Source organism: Streptomyces lavendulae subsp. lavendulae, from assembly GCF_002803845.1.
GTDB classification, from domain to species: Bacteria; Actinomycetota; Actinomycetes; order Streptomycetales; family Streptomycetaceae; genus Streptomyces; species Streptomyces lavendulae.
Map to the genome: position 1 here is coordinate 4,996,882 of NZ_CP024985.1, position 17,935 is coordinate 5,014,816.

Consider the following 17,935-nt stretch of genomic DNA (forward strand, 5'->3'; position numbering starts at 1 on the left):
CATGGGAGCCGGTCACGCGCACAAGCTCTACCGGCACGGGCACTCGCCCGTGCACGGGCTGCCGCCGCACTGCAAGATCGCCGCGACCTTCGCGTTCGTGGTCGTCGTCGTGTCCACCCCGCGCGAGGCGATGTGGGCCTTCGGCCTCTACGCCGTCCTGCTCGCGGTCGTCGCGGCGGCGGCCCGGGTCCCCGCCGGCTTCCTGCTGCGCCGGCTGCTGATCGAGGTCCCCTTCGTCGCCTTCGCCGTCCTCATGCCCTTCGTCGCCGAAGGCGAGCAGGTCCAGGTCCTCGGCCTCTCCCTGAGCGTCTCCGGCCTGTGGGGGGCCTGGAACGTCCTGGCCAAGGGCACCCTCGGCGTGGCCGCCTCCGTCCTGCTCGCCTCGACGACCGAACTGCGCGCCCTGCTGCTGGGCCTGCAGCGCCTGAAGCTCCCGCCGCTGCTCGTCCAGATCGCCTCCTTCATGATCCGGTACGGCGACGTGATCACCGGGGAGCTGCGCCGGATGTCCATCGCCCGCCGCTCCCGCGGCTTCGAGGCCCGGGGCGTGCGCCACTGGGGCGTCCTCGCCAAAACGGCCGGCGCCCTCTTCATCCGCTCCTACGAGCGCGGCGAGCGGGTCTACCTCGCGATGGTCAGCCGCGGCTACACCGGCTCGATGCCGGTGATCGACGACGTCACGGCCAGCCGCGCCCAGTGGGCGTACGCGGCCGTGCTCCCGGTGACGGCCCTCGCCGTCTGTCTGATGGGATGGACGCTGTGACCGCTCCCTCCGCCCCCGCTTCCGCCTCCTCCACGCCGCCCGCGCCCTCCCTGGAGGTGTCCGGCGTCGCCTACGCCTACCCCGACGGGCACCAGGCCCTCTTCGGCGTCGACCTCACCGTCGCCGCCGGGGAGCGGGTCGCCCTGCTCGGCCCCAACGGCGCGGGCAAGACCACCCTCGTGCTCCACCTCAACGGCATCCTGGGCGGCGGGGTCGGCACCGTGACCGTCGCCGGGCTGCCCGTGGAGAAGCGCAACCTCGCCGAGATCCGCCGCCGGGTCGGCATCGTCTTCCAGGACCCCGACGACCAGCTCTTCATGCCGACCGTCCGCGAGGACGTGGCCTTCGGCCCGGCGGCGGCCGGCCTGCGCGGCGCCGGACTGGAGGAGCGGGTCCGCGAGGCCCTCGACCTGGTCGGCATGGCCGACTTCGCCGACCGCCCCCCGCACCACCTCTCCTTCGGGCAGCGTCGCCGGGTGGCGGTGGCGACCGTACTGGCGATGCGCCCCGAGATCCTCGTCCTGGACGAGCCCTCCTCCAACCTCGACCCCGCCTCGCGCCGCGAGCTCGCCGACATCCTGCGCTCGCTGGACGTGACCGTGCTGATGGTCACCCACGACCTGCCGTACGCGCTGGAACTGTGCCCGCGCTCGGTGATCCTCAGCGAGGGCGTCATCGCCGCCGACGGCCGCACCCGTGACCTGCTGTGCGACGAGGCCCTGATGGGCGCCCACCGGCTGGAGCTGCCCTTCGGCTTCGACCCCCGCTCGGTACCCGTGGCATAAGCGCCGGCCTGCGGTTGTTGCCCCGGACGTGAACATCCAGGGTGTGGTGACCGAGGGCTTCGAGCCCGTCCGAGAGGCCTTCGCGCGCAACTTCCAGGTGCTGGGCGACCGGGGTGCGGCCGTGGCCGTCTACCGGGACGGCCGCAAGGTCGTCGACCTGTGGGGCGGCACCAAGGACGCCGAGGGCACCGAGCCCTGGACCGAGGACACCGCGCAGATCGTGCGCTCCGCCACCAAGGGCGTGTCCGCCGCCGTGCCGCTGCTGCTGCACCAGCGCGGACTGCTGGACCTGGACGCGCCCGTGGGCTCGTACTGGCCGGAGTTCAAGGCGGGCGGCAAGGACCGGACCCTGGTCCGCCACCTGCTCGCCCACCAGGCCGGGGTACCCGCCCTGGACCGCGGACTCACCGTGGAGCAGGCCGTGGACGGCGTCACCGGCCCGCGCGCCGTCGCCGCGCAGCGGGCCCACTGGGAACCCGGCACCGCGCACGGCTACCACGCCCAGACCTTCAGCTGGCTGGTGTCCGAGCTGGTGCTGCGGGCGACCGGCCGCACGGTGGGCGGGATCCTCGCCGAGGAGATAGCCGAGCCGCTGGGACTGGACTTCTGGATCGGCCTCCCGGAGGACCAGGCGCACCGGGTGGGCCGGGTGGCCCCGGTCGAGCCCCCGGAGAGTGCCGGCCTGCTGAAGACCCGGCCGAGGAGAAACGTCTCGGAGGCCTACGCGGACCCGGAGTCCCTCACCCGCCGCGCCTTCGCCGCCATCGACCCCCAGCCCGACGAGAACGACCCCGTGTACCAGGCCGCCGAACTCCCCGGTTCCGCGGGCATCGGAACGGCCCGCGCACTGGCCCGCTTCTACGGGGCCACCATCGGGGTGGTCGAGGACGGCGCCCGCGTCTTCACCCCGGCGACGACCGCGCTCGCCGGCACCGAGTTCGCGTCGGGCGCCGACCGGGTGCTGGTGGTGGGCACCCGCTTCGGCCCGGGGTACATGCTGCACGGCCCGGCCTCGCCGCTGCTGTCCCCGGCCTCCTTCGGACACCCGGGGCGGGGCGGCTCGCTGGCGTTCGCCGACCCGGAGGCGGGCATCGGCTTCGGCTACGTGACGAACGCCCACGCCAAGTCGGTCACCGCCGACCCCCGCGCCCAGGCCCTGGTCCGCGCACTGCGCAGCTGCCTGTGACCCCGCCGGGCCGGTGACCTCCGCGGGCCTGTGACCTCCGCGGGCCCGGGACCCCGGCGGGCGGTGCGTCAGGAGTTGAGGACCTGGGCGACGATCGGGCCCGCCGCGTCGGCCCCGTGACCGCCGCCCTCGACCATCGCCGCGGCCGCCACGTCACCGCTGAAGCCCGTGAACCAGCTGTCGGGGGCGGCCGCGCCGTCGACCTCCGCCGAGCCGGTCTTCGCGCCCTTGTCGGAGCCGTGGACCGAGGACATCGCCCCGGCGGCGGTGCCGCTCGTGGCGGTCTGCCGCATCATCTGGACCAGCTGCGCCGAGACCCCGGGCGCCAGCCGGCGGGAGGCCGTGGCCAGCGTGCGCCCGTCCAGGGAGGCCTTGACGAGCACCGGCTGGCGGAACACGCCGCTGCGGGCCGTGGCCGTGATGGAGGCGATGTTCAGCGGGTTCATCTGGATCGCGCCCTGGCCTATGTACTCGGCCGCCGCCGCGGACCCGGAGGCCGGCGGTACCGAGCCGTCCTGCGAGGGGACGCCCGTCTTCCAGTCCAGCCCGATGCCGAAGGCATCGCGGGCCACGCCCGGCAGGGCGCCGTTGTCCTTCACGTCGTCGATCAGGCTGATGAAGGCGGTGTTGCAGGACCGGGCGAAGCTGTTCGCGAAGGTCTGGCCCTGTGTGGAGAAGCCGCCCTGGTTGCGGAAGACCTTGCCGTCCCAGGAGGCGGTGGCCGGGCAGGCCGCGGGCCGGTCCGCGGCCACCAGTCCTTTCTCCAGCAGCATCGCCGCCGTCACGATCTTCATGGTGGAGCCGGGGGCCCGCTTGCCCTGCATCGCCGCGTTGAAGCCGTCCCGGCGGTGGTTGGCCACCGCCAGGATGTCGCCGGTGCTCGGCTGGACCGCGACGACCGAGGCCTCGGCGCGCCCGGCGACCGCCTTCTCGGCCGCCGCCTGCACATCGGCGTCCAGGACGGTCTCGATCCGTCCGGGCTTGCCCTCGGCCAGCGTCACCAGCGTCCGCTTGGGGGCGTCGGGGGTGGCGGGTTCGATCCACAGCTCGGCGCCGGGGGTGCCGCCGGTCTTCTCCCCGTACGTCTTGCGCAGCGCGTCCAGGACCGGGCCCAGCGACGGGTAGCGCTCCGCCGTGAGTTCCTTGCCGTTGCGGTCCACGGCCCGCACCGGCGGGCTCGCCGGGGTGCCCGCGCGCAGCCGCTCGTCGCGCTGGAGCTGCGGGTGGATCACCGAGGGCTGCCAGTCCACGAGCGCCTTGCCGGTGCTCTCGCCTCGTACGACGGTCAGCCGGGAGTCGTAGACGAGAGGCTTGGTCGTGCCCTGGTAGGTGACCTCGGCCTCGACCTTGAAAGGCACGGTGGTGCCTTCGGGGGTGCCGGGGGTGATCACGGCCTTGGAGACGTACGCGGCCTTCCGGTAGTCGGCCACCGCCGACTGCGCGGCCTGCGTGTCGTTCGTCAGGCCGGCCGCGGTCCCGTCGTCGCCGGCCGCCCACGCGGCCAGGAAGGCCCGCGCGGTCTCGGCGGTCTCCTTCTCGGTGACGGGCCCGCTCGCCTTCTGTCCGCCCGGAGCGCTGCCGCTCATCGAGCCCTTGGCGTCGCCGCCGCCGGAGCCCGCGTCGCCGACCAGGCTGTAGACCCCGTACGCGGTGCCGCCGACCATGGCGATAAACACCCCGCCGACGATGGCACCCTTCGCCGCCCCGTTCATACGTCCCCTCCCCAGGAACCCCCGTTCTCTGAACATGTTCAAAGAACTCCTGGTGTGGACCTTACGCTGCGCGAGCGTGATCTCACGCTGTTGTTCACCGGAACGGGATGTCGCACGCATCACACGGTGAACGCGGGGAACGCGGGGAACGCGGCGATGCGGCGAACGCGCTAGATGTATTGATCACGAGCGTTGTTGACACTCGGTGGGTCTTGAACATGACGAAGACCTCCGGTGTGGTGGGAGCTGTCTAGGAACCCATTGCACAACGGAGGTCTTCGTGTCCCACCGTAATGCCCGGCTGACCGTCTTCGGTAGGCGCCTGCTGGTCGAGCGGGTCGCTTCGGGCCGCCCGGTCGCGCACGTGGCCGCCGAGATGGGCATATCTCGGGCCACCGCACACAAGTGGGTGCGCCGGTGGCGGGACGACGGCCCGGCCGGGTTGCACGACCGCTCCAGCCGACCTCGCACGACCCCGCACCGGACCTCGGCCGAGGTCGAAGCGAGGGTCTGCGACCTGCGGCGGGCCCGCAAGCTGGGCCCCGCCCGGATCGGCCCGGTCCTTGGCCTGCCCGCCTCGACCGTCCACCGAATCCTGACCCGGCACGGTCTGAACCGGCTCTCGTTCATGGACCGTCCCACCGGCACCCTGATCCGCCGCTACGAACGCGAGAAGCCCGGCGAGCTGATCCATGTCGATGTGAAGAAGCTCGGCCGGATCCCCGACGGCGGCGGCCACAAGGCCCTGGGCCGGCAGGCCGGCCGTGCCACCCGCAACGGGATGGGCTTCGACTACGTCCATTCCGCGGTCGACGACCACTCCCGCCTGGCCTACAGCGAGATCCACCCCGACGAGAAGGTCGCGACCTGCGCGGGGTTCCTCACCCGCGCGGCCGCGTTCTTCCACCACCACGGCATCACCCGCATCGAACGGGTCCTGACCGACAACGCCTGGGCCTACCGCAAGGGCCTGGCCTGGAAGACCGTCCTGGCCCACCTCGGCGCAAGCGGCAAACTCACCCGCGCCTACCGGCCCCAGACCAACGGCAAAGTCGAACGCTTCAACCGCACCCTGCTCGACGAATGGGCCTACCTGCGGCCCTACACCTCAAACGACGAGCGGACAGCAGCCCTGGCAGACTTCCTCCACACCTACAACCACCACCGCTGCCACACCGCCCTGGGCGGACACCCGCCCATCAGCCGCGTAAACAACCCTGCGGGTCAATACAGCTAGATCCAGGTGTCCAGCCACATGCGGCCGCGCCAGGAGTCCATCGGGAGGGTCTGGCCGGTGTAGATGGGCCAGAAGTAGATGAAGTTCCAGACGATCAGCAGGACGAGGACGCCCGCCCCGATCGCGCCCAGGGCGCGGCGGCGTTCGGTGGAGCCCGCCGGGCCCAGCAGGGCGCCGATCATCATGGCCACGGCCAGACACAGGTACGGGACGAAGACCACCGCGTAGAAGTAGAAGATGGTCCGCTCCTGGTAGTTGAACCAGGGCAGCAGGCCGGCGCCCAGCGCGCACGCGATGGCGCCCGCCCGCCAGTCGCGGCGGAAGAACCACCGCCACAGCACGTACAGCAGCGCGAAGCAGCCCGCCCACCACAGCAGCGGGGTGCCCAGGGCCAGGACCTCGCGGGCGCACTTGCCCGCCTCGGTCGCCGGGCAGCCGTCGGTGCCGGGGGAGGGGGACTCGTAGAAGTAGGAGACGGGCCGGCCCAGGACCAGCCAGCTCCACGGGTTCGACTCGTAGGTGTGGCCCGAGGTCAGGCCCACGTGGAACTTGTAGACCTCGGTTTCGTAGTGCCACAGGCTGCGCAGCCACTCCGGGAGGAAGGAGAGCGAGCTGTTCCGGTCGTACTTGGCGGCCCAGTCGCGGAAGTAGCCGCCCTTGCCGTTGTCCGGGCTCAGGATCCAGCCCGCCCAGGAGGCCAGGTACACGCCGATCGCCACCGGCACCGTCGACAGGAAGGCCGGCAGCGCGTCCCGGCGCAGCATCGCCGTGTACGGGGTACCCGCGCCGGCGGTGCGGCGGGCGGCCGCGTCCCACAGCACGGTCAGCACGCCGAAGAAGGCCAGCACCACCAGGCCGTTCCACTTGGTGCCGAAGGCCAGGCCCAGGCAGACGCCGGCCAGCAGCCGGTACGGGCGCAGACCCAGCCGCAGGTTCCGCGCGACGTCCGGGTCGGGGCGGGCCCGGCCCTCCTCGTCGAGCGGGAGCGCCGCCGCGAGCCGGGCGCGGGCCTTGTCGCGGTCGATGACCAGCGCCCCGAAGGCCGCCAGGACGAAGAACATGAGGACCAGGTCGAGGAGGGCCGTGCGGCTCATCACCAGGTGCAGGCCGTCCACCGCGAGCAGCGCGCCGGCCAGGCAGCCGAGGAAGGTGGAGCGGAACAGCCGGCGGCCGATCCGGCACAGCATCAGCACCGACAGGGTGCCGAGCACGGCCGTCATGAACCGCCAGCCGAAGGGGTCGAAGCCGAACATCCACTCGCCGAGCCCGATCACCCATTTGCCGACCGGAGGGTGGACGACGTAGCCGGGGTCCAGGGGGAGCGGCACGCCGTCGGGATTCGCGAGGATCGACTTGTCGACATCCTTGGGCCAACTGGCCTCGTAGCCCTGGCGGATCGTCGCCCAGGCGTCCTTGGCGTAGTACGTCTCGTCGAATATCACCGCCTTCGGGCTGCCCAGGTGGGCGAAGCGCAGTACCCCCGCCACCAGCGTCACCAGCAGCGGACCGGCCCACGCCATGACCCGCTGCCAGGTGTGCCGGCTCGCCTCCGGGATCCCGAGCGCCGCCCAGAGCTGCCCGGACGGGCGGGCGTACGGGGGCACCAGGCGGGCGCGGACATCGGCCGGCGGCGCGGCGGGCGCGTAGCCGAAGCCCCGCAGGCGGCGCAGCCACGGGGACGGCTCGGGCGCGGAGTCGCCCGCGCCCGGCGGTACGGGCGGGGCCCCCGCGGGGCTGGGCGGCGGCGTCGCGGTACTGGTCACCGGGTCATCGTAGGGAACGCCCCTGTGGAGCCCCAGCCCCCACGTGGGTCGGGACCCGCGAAGTCGGCCCGTGGCGCGGGTGCGGCGGGCGGGGCGGGCGGGAGCGCCCGGAGGCGGGCCGGGAGCGATGAGAGGATGGCGGGGTGACAGCTGAACAGGCCCGCGGTACCGAAGCCACCTCCCCGACCGACGGCGTGCTCGTCCTCGCCGGGACTCCCATCGGGGACCTCGCCGACGCCCCGCCCCGGCTAGGCGCCGAGCTGGAGCGGGCCGATGTGATCGCCGCCGAGGACACCCGGCGGCTGCGCCGGCTGACGCAGGGGCTCGGCGTGCACACCACCGGGCGGGTGCTGTCGTACTTCGAGGGCAACGAGTCCGCCCGGACCCCGGAGCTCGTCGAGGCCCTGGAGGCCGGCAAGCGGGTGCTGCTGGTGACGGACGCCGGGATGCCCTCGGTCTCCGACCCCGGCTACCGGCTGGTCGCCGCCGCCGTGGAGAAGGACGTCAAGGTCACGGCCGTGCCCGGGCCGTCCGCCGTGCTCACCGCGCTCGCGCTGTCCGGGCTGCCGGTGGACCGCTTCTGCTTCGAGGGGTTCCTGCCGCGCAAGGCGGGCGAACGCCTGGGCCGGCTGCGCGAGGTCGAGGCCGAGCGGCGCACGCTCGTCTACTTCGAGGCCCCGCACCGGCTCGACGACACCCTGGCGGCGATGGCCGAGGTGTTCGGCGCGGACCGGCGGGCCGCCGTCTGCCGCGAGCTGACCAAGACCTACGAGGAGGTCAAGCGCGGCGGACTCGGCGCCCTCGCGCTGTGGGCGGCCGACGGGGTCCGCGGGGAGATCACCATCGTGGTCGAGGGCGCCCCGGCGGCCGCGCCCGGCGACGTGGACGCCGAGGAGCTGGTGCGGCGGGTACGGGTGCGCGAGGAGGCGGGGGAGCGCCGCAAGGAGGCCATCGCGGCGGTCGCGGCGGAGGCCGGGCTACCCAAGCGCGAGGTCTTCGACGCGGTGGTCGCGGCAAAGAATGCGACTCGAAAGGTGCCGTAGGTCGGTAAAGAGCCGGCCTGAAAAGCAAAGCTCAGACCGCGCACCGACGTCTTTTGGCATGACTGGCCCAAAGATGGTCCAACACTGAACAGGGTCTGATGCGCTCCCGCCCGAAGAGGCGTCCACTGGCAATGGCACCAGTGGAACAAGAGGAGCTGGCATGAGTGAGATCGCAGACACCCCGGTACCCGCACCCCTGGCCGTATCGGACGCCGTATCCACACCTGCCGTACAGACCGTGCACGAGGCGTACTCCTTCGCGTGCATGAAGTGCGGGTACGGGTGGGAGCAGGCCTACGCGATAGAACACCACGTCGACGGCACGGGTCAGCCGTTCATCATGTACATGGTCAACGGCGAGCGGGTGCCCTCCCCGCTGTCCAACCCCACCTGCCTGAACTGCGGCGGGCACGTCGTACGGATCATGCGGGCCGGGCAGGTCTCCTCGGTGCTCGGCATGCTCGACCAGCTCTACCACCACCGCGTCGCACCCGGAATCGCCGGACCGGTACCGGCCGGCGCCGACGTCCCGCGGACCCCGAAGCCGCGCAAGGCCGCACCGCTGCACGACGCCCCCGGGCCGGTCGCGACCGACGCGCCGGAGCGGCGCCGGAGCTGGTTCTCCCGTCTGCTGGGGCGCCTGCGCCGGTCATAAGATCGGCCGTATGACACGCGATGACAAGACGGGGGCGAAGGACACGCCGCCACCGCTGCCCGAACCCCTGCGGGTGGCGGTGGCGGATTCGCACACCCACCTCGACATGCAGGCCGGCACGGTCGAGGAGGGCCTCGCGAAGGCCGCTTCGGTGGGCGTGACCACCGTCGTCCAGGTGGGCTGCGACGTGAAGGGCTCCCGGTGGGCCGCCGAGACCGCCGCCGTCCACCCGAACGTCCACGCGGCGGTGGCCCTGCACCCGAACGAAGCCCCCCGGATCGTGCACGGCGACCCGGACGGCTGGTCCCGCCAGGGCGCGCGGACCGGCGGCGGGGAGGCGGCCCTCGACGAGGCCCTGGCCGAGATCGAGGCGCTGGCCGCGCTGGACCACGTCAAGGCGGTCGGCGAGACCGGACTGGACTACTTCCGCACCGGGCCGGAAGGGATGGCCGCACAGGAGCGTTCCTTCCGGGCCCACATCGAGATCGCCAAGCGGCAGGGCAAGGCGCTGGTCATCCACGACCGCGACGCCCACGCGGACGTGCTGCGCGTCCTGCGGGAGGAGGGCGCGCCCGAGCGGACCGTCTTCCACTGCTACTCGGGCGACGCCGCCATGGCCCGCGAGTGCGCGGCCGCCGGGTACTACATGTCCTTCGCGGGAACCGTCACCTTCAAGAACGCCGCGCCGCTGCGCGAGGCGCTGGCCGTGGCCCCGCTGGAGCTGGTGCTGGTGGAGACCGACGCCCCGTACCTCACCCCGGCGCCCTACCGCGGACGGCCCAACGCGCCGTACCTCATTCCCCTGACGGTGCGGGCGATGGCCGCGGTCCGCGGCATCGACGAGGACGCCATGGCGACGGCGCTGGCCGCGAACACGGCGCGCGCCTTCGACTACTGACCCACCACTGACACACCTGTTCGTCCGACACGCTGCGTGGTCGAACGGCTTTGGTGCGTGACGGCCGCTCCCGCTAGGGTGCCGTGCCCGAACCAGCCGGGGCCGGACCAGTGGAGCGAGCGACGTGAGCGATACGCAGGGCAGTCACCGCCGTACCCCCTGGCCGGACCCCGCCCCGTCCGGCCCGGGGCCGGCCTCCGCCCCGGATCCGGCCTCCGGCCCCGACTCCGGCCCCGACTCGGGCCCCGACTCGGGCCCCGGCTTCGGCACCGGGGCCCGATCCGGATCCGGGCACGGCACCGACTTCGACCCCGGCACCGGGGCCGGATCCGGGCACGGCAGCGGTACCGGCTCCGGCTTCGGCACCAGGGCCGGAGCCCGGCACGGCACCGGTACCGGACCCGGTTCTGACCCCGCCCCCGCCCCCGGCCCCCGCCCCGGGGACGGGGCCGGGGTGCCCGCCCCCCGGGGCGGGGGCGAGGGGCGGCGGGCCGGGCGCCGGCGCAAGGGAACAGACCGGGAACCCGCCCCGGCCCGCGGCCTCGGCCGCCGCCGCGCCCCCGCCCCGGCCTCCGGTTCAGCCCCGGGCAGCCTTCCCGCCCCGGCCACCGGGCCCGCCCCGGCCACCGGGCCCACCGCGGGCGGCGGGCCCGCGGATCCGGACGCCGTGGACGGCCCGCCCACCGGACGCGGCCGCCGCCGCGCCCCCGCCGACCCCGGCCCGGGCCCCCTCCCCGTCGGGGCCGACGCGGAGGTTCCGCCCGCCACCGGCCGCCGCCGCGCCGCGCCGTCCGACGGTGACGTCCCGCCCGCCGCAGCCTCCGGCCGCCGTCGCGCCGCGCCCCCCGACGGCGACGCCCCGCCCCCCGCCCCCGGCCGCCGTCGCGCCGCGCCGTCCGACGGTGATGTTCCCCCCGCCACCGGCCGTCGCCGGGCCGCGTTCGATGCCGCTGCTTCGCCCGCCGGCATCCTGGGGCGCCGTAGCGCCGTGACCCCCGACGGTGACGCCCCGCCCGCCACCGGCCGCCGCCGCGCCGCGCCCCCCGACGGTGACGTTCCGCCCGCCACCGGCCGGCCTCGGGCCGTGTTCGGGGCCGACGTCCCGCCCTCCGCAGCCCCCGGGCTGCGCCGTTCCGGAGTGTCTGACGCCGATGCGCTGCCCGCCGTCCCGGGCCGTCGCCGGGCCGGGGACCCCGACGGGGGTGACCCGCCCGCCGCGTCCCGGCGGCGCTCCGCGAACCCCGGCGCGGACGCGCCGCCCGCCACCGGCCGCAGGCGGGCCGTCCCCGCCGCCGACGCCCCCGGTGAGCCGGCCCGGCGGCGGGCGGCCGCTGCCGCCGACGCCCCGCGGGTCGTCCCGTCCGGCCGGCGCCGCCGCGGCACGGTCACCGGCAGCGCCGCCGCGGCCCGCGACAACTGGCGGCGCATCGTGCCGCAGGCACTGGTCGTCGCCTTCCTCGCCGGCGGCACCACCGCCTTCGTCGCCGCCGACAAGGCCGTACGCCTCACCGTCGACGGAGTCCCCCGCACCCTGCACACCTTCGCCGGCAGCGTCGACGACCTCCTCGACGCCGAGGGCCTCGGCGTCGGCCCGCACGACCTCGTCGCCCCCGCCAGGGGATCCGCCCTCGACGACGGCGAGCAGGTCGTCGTCCGCTACGGCCGGCCCCTCCGGCTCACCCTCGACGGCCACAGCCGCCAGGTGTGGACCACCTCCTCCACCGTCGAGGGCGCCCTGCGCCAGCTCGGCGTCCGCGTCGAGGGCGCCTACCTCTCCGCCCCCCGCACCGCGCCCGTCCCCCGCTCCGGCCTCACCCTGGGCGTCCGTACCGAACGCGGCGTCACCTTCATGGCCGACGGCCGCGAACGCACCATCCGCACCAACGCCGCCACCGTCCAGGAGGCCCTGGACCAGGCCGGCATCACCCTGCGCGGCGAGGACACCACCTCCGTGCCCCCCGACTCCTTCCCCCGCGACGGCCAGACCGTCACCGTGCTCCGCATCACCGGCACCCGCGAGGTCCGCGAGGAACGCATCCCGTACGAGACCGAACGCGTCGAGGACGACACCCTCTTCGCGGGCACCGAGGTCGTCGAACGCGTGGGCCGGCCCGGCGCGCGCCGGGTCACGTACGGGCTCCGCACCGTCAACGGCGTCCGCCAGCAACCCCGCAAGATCGCCGAAGAGGTCGTGCGCGAGCCGGTCAGCCAGCTCGTCAAGGTCGGCACGAAGCCGCTGCCCGCCTCCGTGGCCGGCGCCGACGGCCTGGACTGGGACGCCCTCGCCCGGTGCGAGTCCGGGGGCCGTCCCACCGCCACCGACGCCTCGGGGACCTACGGCGGCCTCTACCAGTTCGACGTACAGACCTGGCAGGCCCTCGGCGGCAGCGGCCGCCCCCAGGACGCCCCCGGCAGCGAACAGACGTTCCGGGCGAAGAAGCTCTACGTGCAGCGGGGGGCCAGTCCCTGGCCGCACTGCGGGCGGGAGCTCACCCACTGACCCGCACCGCCCCGTCCACCGGCCCCGGGGAGCCGCCCCGGGGCGCCGGGTTCGGCCCCCGCGCCCACCCCGCCCCCGGGCGGCGCGAACACCCGCGCGGACCGGACACCCGGTCCGGCTCGGGATCACCCGGCCGATCTGAGACGCTTTACCGGTGAGCACCGCAGAGCAGCAGCCCCCCGCGACCCCTTCCGACGCCCTCCTCGGCCCGGCCGACATCCGAGAGCTGGCCGAGGTCCTCGGCGTACGCCCGACGAAGCAGAAGGGGCAGAACTTCGTCATCGACGCCAACACGGTGCGCCGGATCGTCCGCACCGCCGAGGTGCGCCCGGACGACGTGGTCGTCGAGGTCGGCCCCGGCCTCGGCTCGCTGACGCTCGCCCTGCTGGAGGCCGCCGACCGGGTGGTCGCCGTGGAGATCGACGACATCCTGGCCGCCGCGCTGCCCGCCACCATCGAGGCGCGGATGCCGCAGAAGAAGGACCGCTTCGCGCTGGTCCACTCCGACGCGATGCTGGTCACCGAACTGCCCGGCCCGGCGCCGACCGCGCTCGTCGCGAACCTGCCGTACAACGTGGCCGTCCCGGTGCTGCTGACGATGCTCGACCGGTTCCCGACCATCGAGCGGACCCTCGTCATGGTCCAGGCGGAGGTCGCCGACCGGCTCGCCGCCCGCCCCGGCAACAAGGTCTACGGCGTCCCCTCGGTCAAGGCCAACTGGTACGCGGACGTCAAGCGGGCCGGGTCCATCGGCCGCAACGTCTTCTGGCCCGCCCCGAACGTCGACTCCGGACTGGTCTCCCTCGTGCGCCGCGCCGAGCCGGTGAAGACCACCGCCACCAAGGCGGAGGTCTTCGCGGTCGTCGACGCCGCCTTCGCGCAGCGCCGCAAGGGCCTGCGCGCCGCCCTCGCGGGCTGGGCCGGGTCGGCCGCCGGCGCCGAGGCGGCGCTGGTCGCCGCCGGGGTCGCGCCGCTGGCCCGCGGCGAGTCCCTCACCGTGGAGGAGTTCGCGGCGATCGCCGAGCACAAGCCCGCCGCCGAGAGGCCCGCCCTGTGAACGCCCGCACGACGGGCGCCGACGTGACGGACACCCGTACGGCGGGCCCCGGCGCGGGCGTGACCGTACGGGTCCCCGCGAAGGTCAACGTCCAGCTGGCGGTGGGCGCGGCCCGCCCCGACGGCTTCCACGACCTGGCCAGCGTCTTCCTGGCCGTCTCCCTCTTCGACGAGGTGACGGCGACCCCGGCCGACGCCCTGACCGTCACCTGCTCCGGCCCGGACGCCGACCAGGTCCCCCTGGACCGTACGAACCTCGCGGCCCGCGCCGCCGAGGTGCTCGCCGCCCGCGCCGGGATCTCCCCGGACGTGCACCTCCACATCGCGAAGAACATCCCCGTCGCGGGCGGCATGGCCGGCGGCAGCGCGGACGGCGCGGCGGCGCTGCTGGCCTGCGACGCGCTGTGGGGACTCGACACCCCGCGCGAGGACCTCCTCGCCCTTTGCGCGGAACTGGGCAGCGACGTCCCCTTCAGCCTGGTGGGCGGCGCCGCGCTCGGCACCGGACGCGGCGAGCTGCTGACGCCCGTCGAGGCGGGGACCTTCCACTGGGTGTTCGCCGTCGCGCACGGGGGCCTGTCCACCCCCTCGGTGTTCCGCGAGTTCGACCGGCTGACCGAGGGCGTCGACGTACCCGTCCCGCAGGCCTCCCCGGTCCTGCTCGCCGCGCTCGCCTCCGGCGACCCGGACGCGCTTGCCGCCGCCCTGGCCAACGACCTCCAGCCGGCGGCGCTCTCGCTGCGCCCGCAGCTGGCCGCCACCCTCGCGGCGGGCGCCGACGCGGGGGCGCTGGCCGGGCTGGTGTCGGGCTCCGGGCCCACCACCGCCTTCCTGGTCCGCGATCCGGAGTCGGCCCAGAAGGTCGCCGCGGCCCTCGAAGCGTCCGGCACCTGCCGGGCCACCCGGATCACCGCCTCCCCGGCCCCCGGGGCGACGGTGGTCCCCGCCTGACGGGCGGCTACTCAGGGCGCGGATGAGTATCCGCGCCCTGTCGGCGGCCCGGCGCCGCGCGGGACCGTGGGGGCATGACAGTCAGCGCGCGCGCCATGGCCGCGGCCACGCCCACCGCCCGGGACCGCTACGTCGACCTGCTCCGGGTCGCCTCCCTCGCCACCGTGGTCCTCGGCCACTGGCTGATGGCCGCGGTCAGCGGGGACGGCATAGGGAACCTGCTCGCCCTCGTCCCCCCGCTCCAGGTCCTCACCTGGGCCCTCCAGGTCATGCCGGTGTTCTTCTTCGTCGGCGGGTTCTCCCACGCCCTGTCCTACCGGTCCCTGGAGCGCAGGTACCCCGGCCGGCCCGGGTACGCCGTCTTCCTGCGCGCCCGGCTGCGCCGACTGCTGCGGCCCACCCTGGTGTTCGTCCTGGTCTGGGCCGCCCTCGCGCTGGCCGTGCAGCTCGCCGGGCACGGCGGCGGCCGGCTGACCGGCGCCGCGCTGCGCACCGTCACGCAGCCGCTGTGGTTCATCGGGATCTACCTCGCCATGGTCGCCCTCACCCCGCCGCTGCTGAGGCTGCACGCCCGCCACGGCTGGGCCGCGTTCGCCGCGCTGGCCGGGGCGGCCGCGCTGGTCGACGTACTGCGCTTCGCGCTCGGGGTCCCGTACGTGGAGTTCCTGAACTTCGCCCTCGTCTGGCTCGCCGTGCACCAGCTCGGCTTCCTGCGCGCCGACGGCCGGATCACCCGGCCCGCCCTCCTCGGGGCCGCCGGTCTGGCCGGCGCGGTCCTGCTGGTGGCCTTCGGCCCGTACCCGCTGTCCATGGTCGGGATGCCCGGCGAGAAGGTGTCCAACATGGCCCCGCCCACCCTCGCCCTGCTCTGCCACGGCATGTGGCTGGTCGGTGCGGTCCAGCTGCTCGCCCGCCCCGCCGGCGCCTGGCTGGCCCGGCCCCGCGTCTGGCACGGGGTGGTCGCCGCGAACGGGGTCGCCATGACCGCCTTCCTGTGGCACCTCACCGCCATGCTCGGCGTGTACGCGGGCCAGCTCCTGCTCGGCATGACCCTCCCGGAGCCGGCCACCGGCGCCTGGTGGGTGCAGGTACCGGTGCGTATCCTGCTCGCCGCGGCCCTGACCGCCCTCCTCGTGGCCTGCTTCCGCCGCTTCGAGGCCCCGGGCGCGGCCGCCCGCGGCGCCGTCCGCGAGGAGGGACCCGGCAGCGGACCGGTCGCCGCCGCCGGGATCACCCTGTGCCTGCTGGGGATCCTGGGCCTGTCGATGACCGGTCTCGGCGGTCTCCTCCAGGGCCACAGCGCCGTCCTGATCGCCCTTCCGGTCACCGCGCCCGCCGCCATCGGCATGGCCGTCGGAGGCGCCTTGCTGGTGGAACGGTCGGGGTCCGCCCGGAGGGTTAGGCTGAGGGGCTGATCCACACCCCTTCCCTGGAGCGCGTCTGATGGCCGTCAATCTGGTCAATGTCGAGGCAGTCAGCAAGGTGTACGGCACCCGTACCCTGCTCGACGGCATCTCCCTCGGCGTGTCCGAGGGGGACCGGATCGGTGTCGTCGGCCGCAACGGCGACGGCAAGACCACCCTCATCCGGATGCTCGCCAAGCTGGAGGAACCCGACACCGGCCGGGTCACCCAGAACAGCGGCCTGCGCATGGGCGTGCTCACCCAGCACGACTCCCTCGACCCCTCCGCCACGATCCGGCACGAGATCATCCGGGACATGGCCGACCACGAGTGGGCCGGCAACGCCAAGATCCGCGACGTGCTGACCGGGCTCTTCGGCGGGCTCGACCTGCCGGGCTTCGGCCAGGGCCTCGACACCGTCATCGGTCCCCTCTCCGGCGGTGAGCGCCGCCGCATCGCGCTCGCCAAGCTGCTCATCGCGGACCAGGAACTCCTCGTCCTCGACGAGCCCACCAACCACCTCGACGTCGAGGGCATCTCCTGGCTGGCCAAGCACCTCCAGGAGCGCCGCTCCGCGCTCGTGTGCGTCACCCACGACCGCTGGTTCCTCGACCAGGTCTGCACCCGCATGTGGGACGTGCAGCGCGGTGAGGTCCACGAGTACGAGGGCGGCTACAGCGACTACGTCTTCGCCCGCGCCGAGCGCGAACGCATCGCCGCCACCGAGGAGCAGAAGCGGCAGAACCTGATGCGCAAGGAGCTGGCCTGGCTGCGCCGCGGCGCCCCCGCGCGCACCTCGAAGCCGCGCTACCGCATCGAGGCGGCCAACGAGCTGATCGCCGACGTGCCGCCGCCGCGCGACACCTCCGAGCTGATGCGCTTCGCCAACGCCCGTCTGGGCAAGACCGTCTTCGACCTGGAGGACGTGTCCGTCCAGGCCGGCCCCAAGGTCCTGCTCAAGCACCTCACCTGGCACCTGGGCCCCGGCGACCGCGTCGGCCTCGTCGGCGTCAACGGCGCCGGCAAGACCTCCCTGCTGCGCGCCCTCGCCGAGGCCGCCCGTACGCAGGGCGAGGTGCAGCCCGCGGCCGGCAGCATCACCGTCGGCAAGACGGTCCGGCTGGCCTACCTCTCCCAGGAGGTCGGCGAACTCGACCCGTCCCTGCGCGTCCTGGAGGCCGTCCAGCGCGTCCGTGACCGGGTGGACCTGGGCAAGGGCCGCGAGATGACGGCGGGCCAGCTGTGCGAGCAGTTCGGCTTCACCAAGGAGAAGCAGTGGACGCCCGTCGGGGACCTCTCCGGCGGTGAGCGGCGCCGGCTGCAGATCCTGCGGCTGCTGATGGACGAGCCCAACGTCCTCTTCCTCGACGAGCCCACCAACGACCTCGACATCGAGACGCTGACCCAGCTGGAGGACCTCCTCGACGGCTGGCCCGGCTCGATGATCGTGATCTCCCACGACCGGTTCTTCGTCGAGCGCACCACCGACACGGTGATGGCGCTGCTGGGCGACGCCAGCCTGCGGATGCTGCCGCGCGGCCTCGACGAGTACCTGGAGCGCCGGCAGCGGATGATCGAGGCGGCCGCTCCGGCGCCCGCCCCGGCGGCCGCCGCCAAGTCCTCCTCCTCGGGCGACTCGCGCGCCGCGAAGAAGGAGCTCCAGAAGATCGAGCGCCAGCTCAACAAGATGTCGGACCGCGAGTCGAACCTGCACGCGCAGATCGCCGAGAACTCCACCGACTACGACAAGGTGGCCAAGCTGGACGCGGAGCTGCGCGAACTGATCTCCGAGCGGGACGACTTGGAGATGCGCTGGCTCGAACTGGCCGAAGAGGCCTGAGGAAGCGCCCCGCGGGGCGTCGAGCGGCGCGGTAACGGCCGAGTCACGGGCCGGTCCGACCTTGGGAACAGGGGTCCGACCGGCCCGTCGCATGTCGGCCACGGGTGATAGAAAGAGTCGGTTCTTTCCGCCCCGTGACCCCC

At 74.2% G+C, this 17,935-nt stretch carries 14 protein-coding genes; 12 read left to right on the forward strand and 2 right to left on the reverse strand.

What is annotated here, in order from left to right:
• Position 1 precedes the first annotated feature (1 nt).
• Genes cbiQ through SLAV_RS22205 form a run of 3 tightly spaced genes read left to right on the forward strand, consistent with a single transcriptional unit; the run spans position 2 to position 2,734 of the window.
• Positions 2–763, forward strand: a complete 762-nt coding sequence (gene cbiQ / locus SLAV_RS22195; RefSeq protein ID WP_030238712.1) for a cobalt ECF transporter T component CbiQ — start codon at positions 2–4, stop codon at positions 761–763.
• Positions 751–1,548 (forward strand): energy-coupling factor ABC transporter ATP-binding protein, encoded by a 798-nt coding sequence (locus SLAV_RS22200; protein WP_051841361.1) that lies wholly within the window; start codon positions 751–753, stop codon positions 1,546–1,548. The genes cbiQ and SLAV_RS22200 overlap by 13 nt, the downstream gene beginning before the upstream one ends.
• A gap of 28 nt (positions 1,549–1,576) precedes the next feature.
• Positions 1,577–2,734 (forward strand): serine hydrolase domain-containing protein, encoded by a 1,158-nt coding sequence (locus SLAV_RS22205; protein ID WP_030238707.1) that lies wholly within the window; start codon positions 1,577–1,579, stop codon positions 2,732–2,734.
• A 68-nt stretch (positions 2,735–2,802) separates the two neighbouring features.
• Here SLAV_RS22205 and SLAV_RS22210 read toward each other — a convergent pair whose 3' ends face one another.
• Positions 2,803–4,446, reverse strand: a complete 1,644-nt coding sequence (locus SLAV_RS22210; RefSeq protein ID WP_030238704.1) for a penicillin-binding transpeptidase domain-containing protein — start codon at positions 4,444–4,446, stop codon at positions 2,803–2,805.
• Between the two features lie 280 nt (positions 4,447–4,726).
• On the opposite strand from SLAV_RS22210, the gene SLAV_RS22215 reads away from it, so the two are divergent.
• Positions 4,727–5,683, forward strand: coding sequence for an IS481 family transposase (locus SLAV_RS22215; protein ID WP_100660760.1), 957 nt, complete (start codon positions 4,727–4,729; stop codon positions 5,681–5,683).
• On the opposite strand, the gene SLAV_RS22220 is transcribed toward SLAV_RS22215, so the two are convergent.
• A complete protein-coding gene (locus tag SLAV_RS22220; protein WP_030242202.1) occupies positions 5,680–7,446 on the reverse strand; it encodes a dolichyl-phosphate-mannose--protein mannosyltransferase in 1,767 nt (588 codons plus the stop codon). The two genes, SLAV_RS22215 and SLAV_RS22220, sit on opposite strands and share 4 nt — an antisense overlap.
• 143 nt (positions 7,447–7,589) lie before the next feature.
• On the opposite strand from SLAV_RS22220, the gene rsmI reads away from it, so the two are divergent.
• From rsmI to SLAV_RS22260, 8 genes are all read left to right on the forward strand, one after another.
• Complete coding sequence (gene rsmI / locus SLAV_RS22225) at positions 7,590–8,489, forward strand: 16S rRNA (cytidine(1402)-2'-O)-methyltransferase (RefSeq protein WP_051841588.1); 900 nt, start codon at positions 7,590–7,592, stop codon at positions 8,487–8,489.
• A gap of 160 nt (positions 8,490–8,649) precedes the next feature.
• Positions 8,650–9,144: a hypothetical protein gene (locus SLAV_RS22230; RefSeq protein ID WP_030242197.1), complete on the forward strand. Its 495-nt coding sequence runs from the start codon at positions 8,650–8,652 to the stop codon at positions 9,142–9,144.
• Between the two features lie 10 nt (positions 9,145–9,154).
• Positions 9,155–10,042 carry a TatD family hydrolase gene (locus SLAV_RS22235; RefSeq protein WP_030242194.1) on the forward strand — a complete coding sequence of 296 codons (888 nt, stop codon included), beginning with the start codon at positions 9,155–9,157 and terminating at the stop codon, positions 10,040–10,042.
• A gap of 967 nt (positions 10,043–11,009) precedes the next feature.
• On the forward strand, positions 11,010–12,542 hold the full coding sequence (locus tag SLAV_RS22240; RefSeq protein WP_394298622.1) for a resuscitation-promoting factor: 1,533 nt from the start codon (positions 11,010–11,012) through the stop codon (positions 12,540–12,542).
• Positions 12,543–12,696: 154 nt separating this feature from the next.
• The gene (rsmA, locus tag SLAV_RS22245; RefSeq protein ID WP_030231962.1) at positions 12,697–13,599 is read left to right on the forward strand and encodes a 16S rRNA (adenine(1518)-N(6)/adenine(1519)-N(6))-dimethyltransferase RsmA; all 903 of its coding nucleotides are present in this window, start codon (positions 12,697–12,699) and stop codon (positions 13,597–13,599) included.
• Positions 13,600–13,622: 23 nt separating this feature from the next.
• The gene (locus SLAV_RS22250; RefSeq protein ID WP_388096923.1) at positions 13,623–14,549 is read left to right on the forward strand and encodes a 4-(cytidine 5'-diphospho)-2-C-methyl-D-erythritol kinase; all 927 of its coding nucleotides are present in this window, start codon (positions 13,623–13,625) and stop codon (positions 14,547–14,549) included.
• Positions 14,550–14,623: 74 nt separating this feature from the next.
• Positions 14,624–15,964 carry an acyltransferase family protein gene (locus tag SLAV_RS22255; RefSeq protein WP_030231958.1) on the forward strand — a complete coding sequence of 447 codons (1,341 nt, stop codon included), beginning with the start codon at positions 14,624–14,626 and terminating at the stop codon, positions 15,962–15,964.
• Between the two features lie 28 nt (positions 15,965–15,992).
• Positions 15,993–17,792 (forward strand): ABC-F family ATP-binding cassette domain-containing protein, encoded by a 1,800-nt coding sequence (locus SLAV_RS22260; protein WP_030231956.1) that lies wholly within the window; start codon positions 15,993–15,995, stop codon positions 17,790–17,792.
• The last annotated feature ends 143 nt before the right edge of the window (positions 17,793–17,935 follow it).